The organism is Leptospira perolatii, assembly GCF_002811875.1.
Taxonomy (GTDB): domain Bacteria; phylum Spirochaetota; class Leptospiria; order Leptospirales; family Leptospiraceae; genus Leptospira_B; species Leptospira_B perolatii.
This window is the reverse complement of the sequence record NZ_NPDZ01000003.1, coordinates 317,440-333,396: the sequence shown is the minus strand read 5'-3', so window position 1 is coordinate 333,396 and position 15,957 is coordinate 317,440. Positions and strand designations below refer to the sequence as shown.

17 protein-coding genes are annotated in these 15,957 nt (G+C 42.5%); 7 read left to right on the top strand and 10 right to left on the bottom strand.

What is annotated here, in order from left to right; translation table 11 throughout:
* Positions 1 to 3: 3 nt before the first annotated feature.
* From CH373_RS07715 to CH373_RS07705, 3 genes are all read right to left on the bottom strand, one after another.
* Entirely contained in the window at positions 4 to 792 is a 789-nt protein-coding gene (locus tag CH373_RS07715) for a DUF1365 domain-containing protein (RefSeq protein ID WP_100712797.1), read from the bottom strand.
* Complete coding sequence (locus CH373_RS07710) at positions 783 to 2,009, bottom strand: NAD(P)/FAD-dependent oxidoreductase (protein WP_243393306.1); 1,227 nt, start codon at positions 2,007 to 2,009, stop codon at positions 783 to 785. Before CH373_RS07710 ends, CH373_RS07715 begins: the two co-directional genes overlap by 10 nt.
* 272 nt (positions 2,010 to 2,281) lie before the next feature.
* On the bottom strand, positions 2,282 to 2,740 hold the full coding sequence (locus CH373_RS07705; RefSeq protein ID WP_207761442.1) for a YqaA family protein: 459 nt from the start codon (positions 2,738 to 2,740) through the stop codon (positions 2,282 to 2,284).
* Between the two features lie 146 nt (positions 2,741 to 2,886).
* Here CH373_RS07705 and CH373_RS07700 point away from each other — a divergent pair, with 146 nt between their 5' ends.
* Complete coding sequence (locus CH373_RS07700; RefSeq protein ID WP_100712795.1) at positions 2,887 to 3,657, top strand: hypothetical protein; 771 nt, start codon at positions 2,887 to 2,889, stop codon at positions 3,655 to 3,657.
* Between the two features lie 177 nt (positions 3,658 to 3,834).
* Here CH373_RS07700 and pyrF read toward each other — a convergent pair whose 3' ends face one another.
* From pyrF to speD, 4 genes are all read right to left on the bottom strand, one after another.
* Positions 3,835 to 4,647: an orotidine-5'-phosphate decarboxylase gene (gene pyrF / locus CH373_RS07695; protein ID WP_100712794.1), complete on the bottom strand. Its 813-nt coding sequence runs from the start codon at positions 4,645 to 4,647 to the stop codon at positions 3,835 to 3,837.
* Between the two features lie 3 nt (positions 4,648 to 4,650).
* A complete protein-coding gene (gene speE, locus CH373_RS07690; protein WP_100712793.1) occupies positions 4,651 to 5,493 on the bottom strand; it encodes a polyamine aminopropyltransferase in 843 nt (280 codons plus the stop codon).
* 9 nt (positions 5,494 to 5,502) lie between these two features.
* Complete coding sequence (locus tag CH373_RS07685) at positions 5,503 to 6,369, bottom strand: S-adenosylmethionine decarboxylase (protein ID WP_100712792.1); 867 nt, start codon at positions 6,367 to 6,369, stop codon at positions 5,503 to 5,505.
* A gap of 114 nt (positions 6,370 to 6,483) precedes the next feature.
* Entirely contained in the window at positions 6,484 to 6,870 is a 387-nt protein-coding gene (gene speD, locus CH373_RS07680; protein ID WP_165778795.1) for an adenosylmethionine decarboxylase, read from the bottom strand.
* A gap of 185 nt (positions 6,871 to 7,055) precedes the next feature.
* Between speD and CH373_RS07675 the strand changes: the two genes are divergently transcribed.
* Complete coding sequence (locus CH373_RS07675) at positions 7,056 to 7,556, top strand: hypothetical protein (RefSeq protein WP_100712791.1); 501 nt, start codon at positions 7,056 to 7,058, stop codon at positions 7,554 to 7,556.
* A gap of 9 nt (positions 7,557 to 7,565) precedes the next feature.
* On the opposite strand, the gene CH373_RS07670 is transcribed toward CH373_RS07675, so the two are convergent.
* Complete coding sequence (locus CH373_RS07670) at positions 7,566 to 8,060, bottom strand: DUF2505 family protein (protein ID WP_100712790.1); 495 nt, start codon at positions 8,058 to 8,060, stop codon at positions 7,566 to 7,568.
* A gap of 175 nt (positions 8,061 to 8,235) precedes the next feature.
* Here CH373_RS07670 and alr point away from each other — a divergent pair, with 175 nt between their 5' ends.
* From alr to CH373_RS07650, 4 genes are read left to right on the top strand one after another with little or no spacing between them, the layout of a single operon-like run.
* The gene (gene alr, locus CH373_RS07665) at positions 8,236 to 9,375 is read left to right on the top strand and encodes an alanine racemase (RefSeq protein WP_165778799.1); all 1,140 of its coding nucleotides are present in this window, start codon (positions 8,236 to 8,238) and stop codon (positions 9,373 to 9,375) included.
* Positions 9,376 to 9,389: 14 nt separating this feature from the next.
* Positions 9,390 to 10,529 carry a 1-acyl-sn-glycerol-3-phosphate acyltransferase gene (locus CH373_RS07660; protein WP_100712788.1) on the top strand — a complete coding sequence of 380 codons (1,140 nt, stop codon included), beginning with the start codon at positions 9,390 to 9,392 and terminating at the stop codon, positions 10,527 to 10,529.
* A gap of 10 nt (positions 10,530 to 10,539) precedes the next feature.
* Positions 10,540 to 11,433, top strand: coding sequence for a hypothetical protein (locus CH373_RS07655; protein ID WP_100712787.1), 894 nt, complete (start codon positions 10,540 to 10,542; stop codon positions 11,431 to 11,433).
* A complete protein-coding gene (locus CH373_RS07650; protein ID WP_100712786.1) occupies positions 11,430 to 12,188 on the top strand; it encodes a hypothetical protein in 759 nt (252 codons plus the stop codon). Before CH373_RS07655 ends, CH373_RS07650 begins: the two co-directional genes overlap by 4 nt.
* A 32-nt stretch (positions 12,189 to 12,220) precedes the next feature.
* On the opposite strand, the gene CH373_RS07645 is transcribed toward CH373_RS07650, so the two are convergent.
* Both CH373_RS07645 and CH373_RS07640 read right to left on the bottom strand, forming a co-directional pair.
* Positions 12,221 to 12,886, bottom strand: coding sequence for an LIC_20245 family lipoprotein (locus CH373_RS07645; RefSeq protein ID WP_100712785.1), 666 nt, complete (start codon positions 12,884 to 12,886; stop codon positions 12,221 to 12,223).
* A complete protein-coding gene (locus CH373_RS07640; RefSeq protein WP_100712952.1) occupies positions 12,883 to 15,195 on the bottom strand; it encodes a sensor histidine kinase in 2,313 nt (770 codons plus the stop codon). The genes CH373_RS07645 and CH373_RS07640 overlap by 4 nt, the downstream gene beginning before the upstream one ends.
* A 159-nt stretch (positions 15,196 to 15,354) precedes the next feature.
* On the opposite strand from CH373_RS07640, the gene CH373_RS07635 reads away from it, so the two are divergent.
* Positions 15,355 to 15,921 carry a lytic transglycosylase domain-containing protein gene (locus CH373_RS07635; RefSeq protein ID WP_100712784.1) on the top strand — a complete coding sequence of 189 codons (567 nt, stop codon included), beginning with the start codon at positions 15,355 to 15,357 and terminating at the stop codon, positions 15,919 to 15,921.
* Positions 15,922 to 15,957 lie beyond the last annotated feature (36 nt).

The window sequence follows — 15,957 nt, the reverse complement described above, 5'->3', positions numbered from 1 at the left end:
GTCCTATCGGTGATCCTTTCCAAGCTGTACTCCTTTTTGTAAATGTAATCTTTCCTGTTTCCTGATAAATGGGATCTTATGTAAGTAAAGCTTCATTGCTTGCCAATGGATCAGAAAAATTACCTTCAAGGTAACGAATGGATATTTACAAAGCATCCAGAGCAAAGCGAGGTCCGTGAGTTTTTTGTAAGTACCTGAGTAGGTCGTTACCAAAACTTTTTCTCCGCTTTCAATCGCGTCTATTCTCAGATTGAGCCGATCTCTTTTCGGAGGAGATAATCTAAAATCGAATTCAGAATCCAAGGCAATGAACGGAGAAACATAAAAGTGTTTCGCCTCTACTTTTCTAAAAGTTTCGTCCGAGTAATCTTCCTTTCCGAAAAAATACGGCTTTAGTTCGCCAAAAGTGTTTTGCACTTCTGCGACTGCGCAAATCGGATTCTCTTTTGCATCATAAGCAAAATAAAACGAAACCGGATTAAAAACGTAGCCAAATACTCGCAAATTTGTGACCAGAAGTATCTTTCGGATTTCCTCCTTGACTCCTTTCATTCTTAAGTATTCTGTAATATTCTCTTTTATATCCTTCTGATTTGAACCAAGGTGGTCCGAATCATAAAATGAGAAGATTCGAGCCCTATTTCTTCCCAATAGCCTAAACTTTGAGTTCAAAGAAGATAGATCGTCCAAGTCCATCTGAAATGTAAAGATACCGTAACGAAATCGATTTCGCTTCGGCTTCTTCCGATCGTGCATAACTTTGGCTTCTACGATGGAAGATCTTATTTCCATACGCTTCTCTGTAAAATTGCTTCCGACAAAATCCTGGCAGACCATAATGCGTCTTCGTGAAATCCGTATCTGAAATAACTCCCGCAAAAGTAAATCGGTCCGTTTGCATTTAGCTCTGGTAAACTATGCTGTGCCTGCAAGGACCCGACATGAAAAAGCGGATGAGTATAATCGATTTCTTTCAAAATCTTTTTAGGGTCGATCAAACCCGGATCGTCTATCGAAACGAAATAGTCCTGTTTTTTTGAAACCTGTTGCAGACAATTCATCCAATAGATTATATGAGGTCGGATCACGCCGTCGATTCGATCCATACGATAGTTCCAAGAAGACCATGTGTTCTTTGTCTTCGGCATTACTGAGGCGTCAGTATGCAATGTAGCCTTGTTTCTCTGGTATTTGAATTGAGAAAGTAACCGCCTTTGCCGAGAATCCGCATTCTTCAATATCTTCAGACTTTGATCTGCGTGACCCGCAAGTACGACTTTGTCGAATACCTCGGGTTTTCCCTGTTTATAAAATAACTTTACCTTGCTCGGTCCCAGCTTTTCCACGCTCGTCACCTCCGTATTCGTATGGAAATGGCTTCGCAGAGAAGCAGTTAGAAGTTTCACATATTCTATGGATCCGTTCACAACTGTGTACCATTGGTGTTGCGTGTTTAGACCAAGGAATCCATGGTTTAGAAAAAACCTTACCAAGGAATATGCAGGAAATTGCAACATCAAGTCTTGCGGCGTGGACCAAACCGCCGAACTCATTGGAATAAGATAATATTGTAATAAATCAGGATGATAATTTGCTGCGCGAATGTATCTTTCCAAGCTATAACTTTCGAAGGTCGGATCCTGCAATATAGAAGGCGCTTCTTTATTGAACCGATTGATATTCCACAATAATCTGAGAAATTTCGGATTTAGAAGATTTCTTCTCTGTGCAAACAATCCGTCCAATCCAGAGCCGCAATATTCCAAGCCCTCCGGAACATGTTGCACGCTAAAAGACATGCTGGTTTTCTTGGTAGAAACTCCTAAATCCTCGAAAAGTTTCTTTAGATTTGGATAGGTCTCGTGATTGAAGACGATAAATCCGGTATCAATGGGTATTTTCTTTCCGTTCTCCTCTACATAGACAGTATTCGTATGACCTCCTACATAATTGCTTTTTTCGAATACCTGGATTTCATATTCATCTTTTAGAAAGTGGGCACAGCCCATCCCGGCGATCCCGCCTCCTACGATCGCAATTCTTTGTCTGTGACCTCGGGCCTTATGATTGTGTTTGATTGCAGAAGCGATTTCTTTTTTAGAACTCTTAGAAACCAAACGCTTCGCTGTATTCGTCGTCTTTTTCAAGTGCTCTTTCCGCTTAAAGAATGTAATTGTATATAGACGCTCTGAGGGGTCCTACTTGCGAAAAAAATTAAGGACGATTTTTAAGAAATCGTAAACTTTATTTTGTAACCCTGAAAGCATTCTTATCCGTTAGATTAGCCCAAACCATAGGCGAGCGCTACGTAACGGAGAATCCGAAGTGTAAACACAATCAGGACAAATACAATCAACTTTTGTCTAAAAAAACCGGATATTACCGTGATCGGATCTCCGATGATCGGAAGAAAAGATAATCCCAAAACAGGATACCCGTAAACTTCCATTTTCGAGACCCAGACGGAGTAGATCTTGGAAGTTGCAATCTTGGACTCAACTTTACCCCTAAACCAATATCCTATATAATAATTTACTAAACAAGCGGAACAGTTTCCGATCGACGCAAACAGAAGAGCCTCATCCCTAGGTGTCCCCATCCAAATAGCAAACACTAGAGCGACCTCGGAGCTAAAAGGAAGTAAGGTAGCTCCCGCAAAGGAAAGAAAAAGCAGACCCCAATTTCCGTATTCAAGGTTCACTTTGCTAATAATTTCTAACAAATTTAAATCCAATTTAATTTCCCAAAAAGTGTCTGTTTTTCTTTTCGCAAATATATAGTCTTTCAACAATCCGATGGCTCATAGAAGCCAATAGGATCAAATTAACAAATGATAATATTATCTAATGTTAATATATCGATCAACTAACACAGAGAAGGTGTAAAATGATACCAAAATACATCGCGGTAATTCTCTCAGGATTACTAATGACCTCCCAATTCATTCACGCGCAAGAACGGTCATCCGGCAATGTCGAAACCAGCAATTGGTCCATCCAATATGGATTCGGCGCTGGAGAAGGCACTTATAGACCAAAGTCCACAAATTCTAGCGCATCCCTTATCCCCTATTTGTATGCATCTCCCGCTTCACCCGCCAATTCAAATTTACTGAATTTGCTGTACTTGAATAGCGGCGAAAAGACGGAATTCCAAGGTCCATCTCGTCACTATAGATTTTCGGCGGAATATTTGCCTGGAAATATTGGATTCCAATTCGGAATGTCAGGAGCAAGCTATCAGTTGATAAAGCAACAAGCGGATTTTGACAAATTAATTCCGGTGCTCTACCAACAAAGTGTGGCACCAGGTGGAAATCCAGATCTCACTACATTCTTACTGCACAATGCGCTTTCCTCACCAAATGCGATCAGACTTACTCCATCTATGTCCTTTCTGGATTTTGGACCGACTTTCCATTTTTCTCCTCGGAAAATTCTAGACCCGTATATCGGATTAGGAGTCGGAATTGGTACTTGTTCAGGTGACTGTTTAGCTGCAAGAGCGTATGCAAAAGCAGGGCTCAGATTAAACATGGGCGGTGGCTTTATTTTTGCCGAAGCGGAACAATCCGTAATTAAGACCAAAGAACAAGGAGAAATTTCCAGTCCGCTTATAGACAAGTTAGGAATCTTTGGCTTCGGGTTGTACTTATAAAAAGAATGCAACTAGCAGTAGCGCGAGATGCGCAGAGACTAAGATTGGAAACTGCAAAGGCAATCTTGTAAAAGTCGCTGTCGGTAAACAGAAAACGAGAATCTACTCTGATTCTCGTTTTCACAGATTCCTAAGTGAAGTACAAAGAAGCAATTTCCATTTCCAACTTACCTCAAGTTAAAATCGGAGAAGATTCTTCATTTGCGCGGAGACTGCTTTTGCGGAGTTATGAGCCGCCTGAGCAAAATCAGAACCGGAAGAAGAAAAGATGATGCTGCGAGAGGAATTCACAAGAGAATCTTTTCCGCAAACTTTGAGAACTTCTTCCAAGGAAGCACCTTGAGCACCATAGCCAGGAATCAAGAGTACTCGATCTGGATGTGCTTGTCTGATTTCGGAAATTTCTCCCGGGTGAGTAGCTCCTACAACCAAACCTACATTCCTTTTAGAAAATTTTTCACTCATTGCAGCGACTTCTCTATATAGAGTTCTGCCTGTTTCTGAAAAAGTCTTTCTCTGCAATTCAGCGGAATCCGGATTGGATGTAAGGCAAAGAAGAAACACCATCTTAGAGTCGTACTCAGTAAAAGGACGAATCGTGTCCGATCCCATATAAGGAGATAAAGTGAGAGAATCTACTTCCAACTCCTGAAAAAAATACTTTGCGTATTGCTTTGCAGTGTTATCCAGGTCTCCCCTTTTTGCGTCTGCAACAATTGGTATGTCTGGATAATTCAGTTTGATATGGCGAATGAGTTTCTCGAACTGTAGGATTCCCTCTCCACCGAAAGCCTCGAAGAACGCAATATTTGGTTTGAACGCAACTGCGAATTCTGCGGTCGCATCCACAATTTCTTTTGAGAAAACATAGAGTCTATCTGGAGTCTTTTGGAGAGAGGAAGGGAGTTTAGCAGAATCTGGATCGATTCCCACACAAAGGAGGGAACCGTATTTTTCCCTCCTCTGAATGAACTTGGAATAAAAGTCCAAGGCTTACTTTCGGACGATGTATTCCTGCGCGAAAGGAGGGAGCACGAATGCTGCCTTATGCATTTCTGCAGAATAATATTTCAGTCCTTTTGGAACTCGTTTTGGATCCGGTTCCACTTTGTAAGGATCCGGCCCTTTTGAGCAGTAAGTAAATCCGATGATTCCGGAAGGATACGTCGGAACCACAGTAAAATAATAACCGCAATGATCGAATACTTGAGGAATGAATCCGAACAATTCTTTGATTACTTTTCCGTGATAATAAAAACTTTCTGCCTGTGTCGTACAGATTCCTCCCTTTTTCAAGGAAGCGGCCATTGTCTCATAGAAAGGCCTTTTGAATAAGACTTCGGCAGGACCAACCGGATCGGAAGAATCCACACAAATCACATCGAAGTATTCTTTATAGTCCTGCACATACTTTGCACCGTCTTCGTATGCGTGTTTGACCCGAGGGTCCTTCATCGCATTTGCAATATCCGGAAAGTAGTCATAACAAACATCCACTACTCCCTTATCGATTTCGCAGAGGTGCACTTCTTTTACGGAAGGATGCTTCAATACTTCGCGAACTGTTCCTCCGTCGCCTCCTCCGATCACCAGCACTTTCTCTGGATTCGGGTGGCTCATCAAAGGAACGTGAGCGATCATTTCATGATAAGCGAACTCATCTGCCTCGGTCATCATGACCACTCCATCCAGAGTGAACATACGACCGAACCCCTGAGATTCGAATACGTCTATTTTTTGGAATGGAGTCCTACGAGTATGTAGGAACTCCTTCACTTTTATTTTCAGCGCTCTACCGTTCGGTAATTCGAGCGCTTCATCCAGCCAAAGTTCCAAATTTGCCCCTTAGAAACGGTTGGTAACGGTCAGGCGCATTGCTCCGCCTTGGAAGAACTGCTTCGTAAACTCAGCGGCTACTTTTGGATCGTACCCCTTGCAAGAGAAGATATCGATATAAGAAGTATTCGTCTCGTTTGCAAAGTGAGCAGATATACAAGAAGTTTCGATCAGCTGGAACATAGAATAACCAGCGACCCTTTCATCTTCTCCAAAGTGAACCACAACGGTTTCACCGAAGCGTTTCATTTCGATCAGATCGCAAAGTTCGAGCACATATCTCTTGATTGCATCTGCATCTCTGATTAAGTCCGGATTGCAGCCTTCTAAATCAATAGAAGTCAGTAATCCCCAAGCTCCATCCTTGAACGGCTCATAAACTTTCAGCTCAGAGTCTGAGTCTATTTTAGATTGAATGTAGGTTGGGAAGGAACCGTTGAATCTCTTACGAACGATCTCAGCCTCTTCAGAACGAGCCCAAGCGAGCTCAGGATTCTTCATTGCCGGGTGATAAGAAATCTCTTCTCCAGCCTCTATATCTCTCAGAGCTAAGAGAGTAATATCTCCCTGGAAACCGCAGTTAGGCTCCCCGCTCTGGCGAATATAGTGCACGGAATCGATTCCATCGTCGTGCAATGGAGAAACCAGATAAAAGTCTCCATTGACTCGATGAGGCGCAGCCAGTCCAGAAAGGCCAGCTAACTCACTTTTGTGAACTGCTTTTCCGCCCCAAACAGCGACTACCTCTCCTGCCGGAATTTTTGCCTTTGTAAAGACAAAGGGTTCACCGGAAGCAGTAGTTCCAATCTCTAGCGAATTCTTTAAATAAGAAAAACGATTAACAACTTTTAATGTATCTTTTGTACCCAGGCTCATAGTCCAAACCTCTCCTCGTGGTAAATAAATAAAGAGTTCAGAATCCCTCCGGGTGAAGGGAATGCTGCTTTATCGATATGGGGATTGTTTCCGGTCTCGCCGGAGGTTAGAACCTTAATTCCCAACTGGCTTGTGTGGTAGGTCTACGCCTAATTTCAACAAACCGCGCTTCATTTCCACTACGGAGATGCTTTGAGCACCGAAGCGTTCCTTGAGATATTCCAGAGCTGCCTGGTTATCTATGAGGTCTCCACAGGTGAAGACATCTATTGCGCAGTAACCATACTCGGGCCAGGTGTGGATCGCGAAATGGGATTCGCTTACTACAACCACTCCACTCACGCCATAAGGACTAAATCTGTGAAACACTGATTTAACCGTGGTGGCGCCGGAAAGGTCGACGGCCTTCAACATAATATCTTCTACCAATTCATGGTTGTTGATGGTCTCGCGATCACACTCATAAAACTCTGCGATCACGTGCTTACCCAGTGCGTTCATCTACTGCCTGACACCTCCGAATTTGTGCTTTGGTTTAGAAACCGAGCATGCGTTTGACTATCTTTTTTTGTCAACTCTCTACGTAAATTTATTTTATTTTTTATTCAGTGCTTTTTTCTGACGATGCAAACTCCGAACAGGTTACAACTGCTTTACTAACTTCCATCGGAGCAATTTCTGAATGCATGAAACAAATTTCCGAGATCACTCGTTTGCGAAAGCGAATACTTTTGGGCATTTTTGGGATCTTTTGCGGAATTTTAAGTACGTTCGTACTGTTTTACTTTCTCTTCTCAGCCAGAAAAAATTTACAAGAGAGCGATCTGAATACGAGACAAGCCGCTCTTAGAGAAGCAGAGTCCTCTAATGCAAAAGGTGTACTCCTGCTGATAGAACCCAAAAACTGTACGCTCTGCAAGTCCGTAAGTGACAAGTTAACCAATCTCGCAAAGTCAGACTGGGTCTTTCTTAGGATTCAAGAAGAGAATCCAGAGTACGAGGAACTGCTACAGGATGATCGCTTCGCTGCAAGGCTAGGCGCGCTAAAAGGAGGAATTCCGGTCTGGGGAGCTTGGAACCTAAACGAGGAACTAATCTACATCGGAGAGGGCCTCCCTGAAGAAACCCTCTTAGATAAATTGAAGTCTTGGGGAACAAAACCGGAGAATCTGAAAGCCCCGGAGTGAAATTGCTCCTTAGCTCGCTTGGTACTTTTTCAAGAACTCCGAAATCGAGTTCTTATCCTTTTCCAAAGAGTGTCTGTGTATTTCTTCAATGACTGTTTCGATGACAGAACCCATCAAAAAAACTCCGGAGGTTACTTGTACGTCATAGCTTCTCTCGGATTCATTCGGGCCTAAGCTTTTATAAATTGATTTCCCTTTGATCGTAACAATCGAGTCGTTTCCCGGAGGAGCGATCGTAAACTCGTGCGTATTTGTAGATAGATCGAATACGGAATTTTCTAAAAGAGACGGATCGGAAAGTACGGCAGCGACTACTTTTGGCAGGGATTCTGCAAGTTTCACCTTTCTTTTTTGAAACACCTGGTTTCCATCTTTTCTCTCTTCCAAGAGCTCTACGTTTTTTAATTCAGGAAACTGATCCAGGTATTTGTAGCGGTCTTCCCTTGCTTTCAATAGATCTTGCAGAGGGACCGGAAAGGTTTGAACTACTTTGTATTGCTTCATCCGATCATCCAGGGATTGATTTACCGGCCTTTGAGCGCGCGGTGTCCCGGGCAATTCTTCGGGCAATTCCCAATAGGGAAAACCCTTTTTTTTCGAGTTCCGATTTGGAAAAAACTATGGGAAGATTCGGGGAGAATTACATACTAGGCCCGAGAAACGGACGAGAATCAGGACAATTTCCTTGAACCACAGAACCTGGATTGAACTCTCTTCCCGCGCGGTTGCTTCTAACTTAAAAAATTTCCGCGACCTACTGAAGCCCACTACATTACTTACTGCAGTCATCAAATCAAACGCATACGGTCATGGATTCATGGAGATGGCTGAGCTTGCTTTCAAAGCAGGAGCAGATTTATTCGGTGTGAACTCCATCGAAGAAGCAAAGCTGTTGAGATCCAGATTCCCGGAGAGTAAAATTCTCATTATGGGGGAAACTCCGGAGATCCAGTCCAGAACCAAGGAATTCTCAGACTCGAATTTTTGGGTAATCGTCTCTAGGCCCGAAAGTGTCAGAGCCTTGGATTCCTGTAAGCCTAGACCCCAGATTCATCTAAAAGTGGATACCGGAATGGGCCGCTTAGGATCTTCTAACTCAGAGCTAGAGCAAATATTAAACGAATTGATAAGCGAAAAGCTGTTTGTGGATGGAATAGCAACACATTTTGCTAGCACGGAAGATGTCATTGAGCAAAAATATTCAAAATTGCAATTAGATCAGTTTAAAAAGGCAGTTCAGACATTAGAAGCAAAAGGGTTTTCTAAACTAGTCAAGCACGCATGCGCCTCGGCATCGACTATGCTCTTTCCGGACGCACATTACGATTTAGTTCGAATTGGAATTTCACTCTACGGACTTTGGCCGAGTCTCCAGACAAGACTGTCGTTGCACTTAACAGGAAAGACTGACTTTCAGTTGGAACCGGTCATGAGTTGGAAAGCCAAGGTAGTACATATCAGAAATCTACATGCAGACTCTTTTGTAGGTTACGGCTCCACATTTCAGACCAGCGCTCAGACAAAGATCGCCGTGATTCCTGTTGGGTATTACGAGGGGCTGGATCGTAAATTATCCAATAACGGTTCCATGTTAATTCGTGGAAAGCGCGCCAAAATCGTAGGTCGAATCTGTATGAATATGACCATGCTGGATGTGACTCATATTCCTGGAATATCGGTGGGAGATACAGTTACCATCATCGGCAAAGATGGGGAAGAGGAAGTGACTGCGGACGATCACGCAAACTGGGCATACACGATTAATTATGAAGTCACTACTAGGATCAGCGAGTCTGTTCCCAAATATGTTGTGGACTAGAAAGGATATTCAGGATGGATTCAACGGTCGCTAAAAAAGAAGAGCCGGTAAAACTTGTGATGAGCACAAGAACCTACGATTTCATGATTGATTTGGTGTTCAAAGCTAGAGGGTTCATGTTTGACTCCTTTGAGGAGCATTTTCCGAATCGTTCCAAAGACGGAAAATTAGATTCTCCGTATCCAACCGTTTTGATGGGAAACCATGTTTGGGAAGGAGATATTCCTGCTTTAGCAGCAGTATACAAACACATAACACCGAAAATCAAATTCGCGATTCCAGCAAGAGAGGATATCCTTCAGAAAAATTTCCTGCAAAAGGAATTTAGAGCCAAGGGAATTCTAAAACTTCTATTTAAGTTGATAGACTCAATGCATCTAATTCCGAGATTTATGGGATATATCGGATGCTTTCCAATCAAACGACCTTTTCGAGACAATACGAGAGAGTTGGTCAAGTCCGGAGAACTGAGAAATCTTGTGGATCAAGAGTGGAGCACATTAGCGGAAAAAGTTTCTCAGGGAAAGAATCTGTTTTTGTTTCCGGAAGGAACTTATAACCAGGACGGTTATCTGAATCAGATCAAAAAAGGAGTCTACTTTCTTCGATCAAAGTTTAAGGACCTGCATTTTACTTCTTTTACTTTCACTTATGATTATCTTTCCAGTAAGAAACTGGAACTACAAATCGGGTATGGTTCCTTGTTTCCGATCTCTTCCGAAGCAAACACCGACGAAGTCGCGGGAATCGTTCGAGAAAAACTGGGCAGCAATTACACAGTCACCGTTGGAAATCTAGCTTCCTACATTTTATTCAAACTAGAAGGAAAAACGAAAGAGAAAAAGGAAAGGATATTCGGTCTATTGAAGTCAGTGGCAGAAAAAGTGAATACGCTTCATCCTGAAATCTATATTTCTAAAAAGCTGCTCGGGAGCGGAATATCTCTTGCCTACGAAACCTTTCTGAAAAAAGCCTCTGAGGCCGGCTTCTTAAAAGTGGAAGGGGAAGAAATAATTTTCTTGGAAAAATTATTTCATTCTCATAAAGATACTCATAATTTAAAAAAGAAGAATATTCTGTTGTATCATAAGAATCAACTAACCTATCATTTCGAGAAATTAGATTCGATTTGGTCTTCGATACAGGCAGTTTAAAGGAAAGACAGTGCGCTTCTGGCCTCGTTCTCGTAAAAGCAGAGTTATCTCCTGGTTGGAAGACTCAGGAAAGCTCGAAAAAAGTCTAACCAAAAGCCTAAACTACATATTTCAGGCGACCTTGGAGGAGCTGTTGCCGGAAGAAGTGCAACTGACTCCTTCCGCCATAGGCTTAGCGAGAATTCCTGAGGACAAACTCTCTCATCTCATTGAGGATTTCCCTTTCGATCAGGCCTTTCCATATACCAGAGTAGAAGAATTCTTATCCGAAGAAACTCAGGATGCTTTGCTCGAATTTATCGCGGGCGCCCAAGCTGCTCCTTCTAGGGGATTGATATTGGGAATTTTGAATCAACCGGAAGTGCAGGATATCCTTTCGGATGGACTCGGAAAAGTTCTTCTAGAGTTTCATAAAAAGATCAATCCTTTGCATTCCGTCTTTCAAGCTGCCGGTTTGGAAAAGCAAATCGCACAATTCTTAACTTTTCTACTACCTGGGTTCACCGAAAGGATTGCGGACTTTGTGGCGATGGGATCCGGCGCAGCAGAAGTGCAGTCCATTCTCAGGAACACACTCAAGATTCTCTTTAAGACTGGATTTGGTGAATGGGGCAGAATGGAAGCATCAGCACTCGGACCAAAATCGGACAGGCTTCGAAGAGCGATCGCTTCGGATCCTAAAATACAAACAGTTTTCAAAACCGCCTATAGTGCTGCGAGAGACACTCTTTTGAAACAATATAGAAAAGAGTCACTGAGAGAATTTATCGGGCTTTCGGAACCTGAACTGCAGCTATGGATCGGAAAAGTAGTAGATGACGCTTCCTTCAATATCCGACAAATCCATAAGAAGAAGCCGCTCACCGGACTTGTAATGGAAATTCTAGGAGATATTCTAGATTGAAGAAAGTTATTTCTACAATCCAAAATGCATTAGAATACCTAGATAAACTTGGTCCCCAAAAGTCGTTCCAGTTATTTAGAAATTTAGGATATGAAGCTCTGTTCTCCATATCCGAAAAAGTAGATCACAAAAAGTTACTATACTTGAGCCAACACCTTACCGAAAAGGAAATCGTTTCCTTGATTCAGTCCATTCCGGAACCGACCTTAGTGGAGCTCATACAAGAATCTGATCCGAGTGATCTAGTATTCTTCGTAAAACATTTGCAACTCGAAGACCTCAATCGATTGTCCCAAGCTGTGCCCGCAGTTTCGATTCGGAGAATCATCGAATCCATCGGAAGAATTCAGATTGTTGAAATTCTAAAAGGTCTTGGAGCCAACGAGTCCATTACTTATTTGGATGCAGTAGGCTTGGACCATTTTCTGGCTTTGGCAAATTCGATCTTGGTCAAGGATTTTGTTCCTTTGGCAAAAGCGCTAACTCCTCAGGAATGCGCTGAATGGATCCAAAAAAGAGGTGTGAAGGAAATTCCTAAATTACTAAAGTCATTCGGAACCAAAAACGCTTTAGTCTTGTTAGATAAATTAAGCTTTCAGAATACACTTTCTTTACTTGAGCTCTTGGGATTAGAGGAACTGCTCGAGTTAGCGGCCACCCTTTCTCACATGAAATTGCCAATGGTAAAGAAGTCAGTTCCCAAGAAAAAAATGAAAACCAGATCCAAGCTGAAAAGATCCCACCACAGAAAATAACTTCTCAGCTTCTAAAAATTGAAGTAAACTGTCTAAAGTTTCTTCTTCGCTTCTAAAACCTCTTCTCTTCCTTTTTCGATGCTTTCCAATCTCTCTTTCATGAGATTTATGTATTCGCTCGCACCCGGGGTATTTGGTTTGATTTTTTCAATTTGCTCGAATCCGTATCTTAGTACTTCCAACATATCGTCAGATTTTTTTAACTTCGTATCCAGATAGTAAGACATATCGTCTTTGGAAACTTCTCGGCGCTCTAAAAGATCTCCCTGGATTTGATAGTAGTGATCTTCTTCTTCCTTTCTCTTATCTGTTTCCTCTTGGGAAAGTTTCCGAGGAATCAATTTGTTATTCGGAAATTTTTCGGCCAGAGGTTTGAATCTTTCATACATCTGTTCGTAGAGCTTTGTCTTTTCCGCGGGAGAAAGTTTGTCCCAATAGGACTTCTGTTCTGTTTTGTTCGACGAATCGCTAGTGGAAGATTCTGATTGTGATGAGCCTTCTTCTGCAGAGCCTGAAAAATCTAAAAATCCATTCTGGCTCTCGAAAATCGATTCTTCGCGTCTAGCGACGTTCCCCTCAGAAAGCCCACCTTGCAATACGGAACTAGACTCATTGATCTCATCCGTAGGAAGAAATAAGTAAATGAGTACTATTGCTAAAAAGGCTAAAATTCCGTAGATTAGATATCTTTTGTTCATCCCAAATACAAGTTTAATATGACCCTAAATATACTTCCACCTTTTTGATTCGGTTCCACTTGAAGTTCTCCGCCCATTTTTTCCACTAACGATCGAGTAATGGAAAGACCAAGGCCAGTTCCGCCAACCGTTCGATTTCTTTGATCAGGGATTCGGAAAAATCTTTCGAAAATCAGTTCCTTATATTTCGGATCGATTCCAACTCCGGTGTCCGTCACCCGCAATTCAAACTTACCGTCATGAAGTTTCCTGAGAGTTACGGTTACACTACCCTTTTCAGTATACTTTAGCGCGTTCACAAACAAGTTAGTGACGATTTGAGAGAATTCGAATCGTACTCCTTTGAACTTCAGTCCTTTTGGAAGATTCGAAATAATTTCGATGCCATGATCTGCTGCCGGAGGAGAGTTAATATGAAGGACTTCTTCTACCACAACGGAAGGATCAAATACTTCTTCCATTTCTTCGGAGGTTTGGGTTTCCTTCTTTTCTAGCTGAAGCAAGTTTTCGATCAGAGAATTCAGTCTTCTGATATTTTTGCGAACCACGTCCGCCATCCCCCTTTGCTCCTGGTCCATTCCTTCCAGAAGATCTGATGTCAGAAGGTCGAAATATCCTTGTATATTCGTCATAGGAGAGCGGAGTTCATGAGAAATATTTGATATAAACTCGTGCTTAATTCTCTCCGATTCTAATTTTAGTGCAGTATCGCTGACCTGAATCTGATAAAATCGTTTTGTTTCCGCGCTAAAACCGGTAACACTTAACCCGACCGAAAATCTAGTTCCATCCTTCAATATTAAAGTCGCCTCGGGAAGAAACGCCATGTTCTGATCTTTGCTGCTACCGGGGGGACGGAGCTCACCACCCTCTAATATATCCGGTAGGATTCTAGCGAGCCTTAGATTTTTTACTTCTGACCCTTGGTATCCGGAGACTTCTCTAAATTTGCGATTCGCGTCTACGATCATTCGAGTATCTGCATTCGCGATGATCATCGCGTCTGTGGCGAATTCAAACATGTAGCGATATCTTTCTTCTGTAGTTTGTCTTTTTAAATCACTGATATCTAATCTAGTTTCGAGAAGATAATTGTCTTCAGAAAGCCGCTTATTCTTTTCCTCCAAGTCTCTGATTTCTTGATTTAGATAACCCAAGATTGCGTTTACTGAAGTCTGAATAAAGTGAACTGGGCTAATTGAAACCTGGGCTTCTAAAAACGATTCCCTTTTACCTGAAAGAATACCTAGAGTGAGTTCCTTCAAGTCTGCCACAAGATTTCGAAGCGGACTTTTAGGTTCTCCTCTTTGCCAAAAGGCGCGTTCCTGCTGCGGAATCATAAAATCACCGCGCAATAAAGTACTCTTTCTTGAAGGAGCGCGAACTTTGAAATCAGGAAAAGGATCTCCGATGACTTCGTTTATTAAATCGCGTAGAATTACTGAAACATTTGGGTCATCAACCCTCATTGTATCTTTGTAAATTTTTGCGATATAGCTTACGTCCTCTCTGGATGGCTTAGTACACAGAATTTTCTCCAACTCAGATTGCGGGCGCCGATAAAAGCCATCCAACATTTCAGGATCCCAAGGACAGGGGCCGACCCAATCGGAACTATAGGAATCCCCTTCATAGGTTTCTCCACTTATCAGACCTTCCATCGCTCGATTCAAAGCCTTTGAAACCCGATTCGCTGCGTCCGGAAACTTAGATATAAACTTTCCTGTAAAGATGAGGAGATTGGTGGGCAAATAGTAAGGAGGAATTTCGTTCTCGACAGTTAGACAATATCCCTTTTCACCAAAAAAAGGAACTTCTTGCAGAGAGGCCGCCACGCCCATACATTCTGCGCGAATGAATTCATGCACGAGTAGAGTGGGTCGTGTAACAAGAAGAGGTACGGGTTTTCGCCTGTGATAATTTTCTGATCGAAAAAATTCTTCAGCAACAAACCGATCCAATGATAAAGGGTGAAGTATAGGCAAAAAATTGGCGTAAGAATCTCGGATTGCTTCCGCTTCCATATAGGAAGCGGAATAGAATCCATGGACTAAAGAGGACAATATTGATGCTCTATGAAATGCCCAGTGAGGAGCGGTCTTGCGCAACCGTTGGTCAAGCCAAGCCGTAAACGGAATCTCTCCACCTTCTGCTCGTCCTTCCCTTAGGTGTGCGAGTACACCATCATAACTTTTTAATACACGCACACGGACTTTAACACCTTCCTCTTCAAAATATCCTCTGCTAAATGCAAGAAAGATCGGGAAGGCAGTCAATCTAGGAGTTGTGACGATTTCGATTTCAATCACGGCTCCCATCCTCTTTCAACCCGATCCTTTTTTCAAGAAACCCTTTTCTGAGAATGGCGGAAGATGGAAAAAAGACTTTAGAATTTTTTTAAGAATACCGAGAGACATAATAATGCCCCTTTAAATTTTCGGCAATATTGACCCCGAAGAGGAAATGCAATGAAACTTTCAGACTTAGATTCATTTCGAACTTTGATTTCTAGAATCGAGGAGATACGTAGCCTCTCCGAGCGGATGGGCGGGAAGTCTGGGCAGTTGGAAGGAACTCCGCCACGAGCTGAGTCTATTTCCTTCTCTGATTTACTGAATTCCCGGGGAAACGCTAGGGACGCGCGGGGAGAACTAGCACCCAGGGAGCTCTCCGAGCTAATATCTGAGCAATCTCTAAAGAATGGACTGGATCCAGATCTAGTGAGCTCCGTAATTCGCGCAGAATCAAACTTTAAACGGAACGCTGTTTCCGAGAAAGGAGCCATGGGTTATATGCAGCTCATGCCCAAGACCGCAGATTTATTAGGAGTAGAGGATCCATTCGATCCGGAGGAAAATATCTCCGCCGGAACCAAGTTTCTCGGAGATTTAGTTAAGAGATTTGGCGACACAAATCTCGGTCTTGCGGCTTACAATGCAGGTCCGGGAGCAGTGGAAAAATATAAAGGAGTCCCTCCTTTCCGGGAAACCAAAGATTACGTTCAAAAAGTGAATCGATATTGGAAGGGCGGCTAGGTCAAACTGGATGCAGTTCTAGTTTTTGGAAGGAAC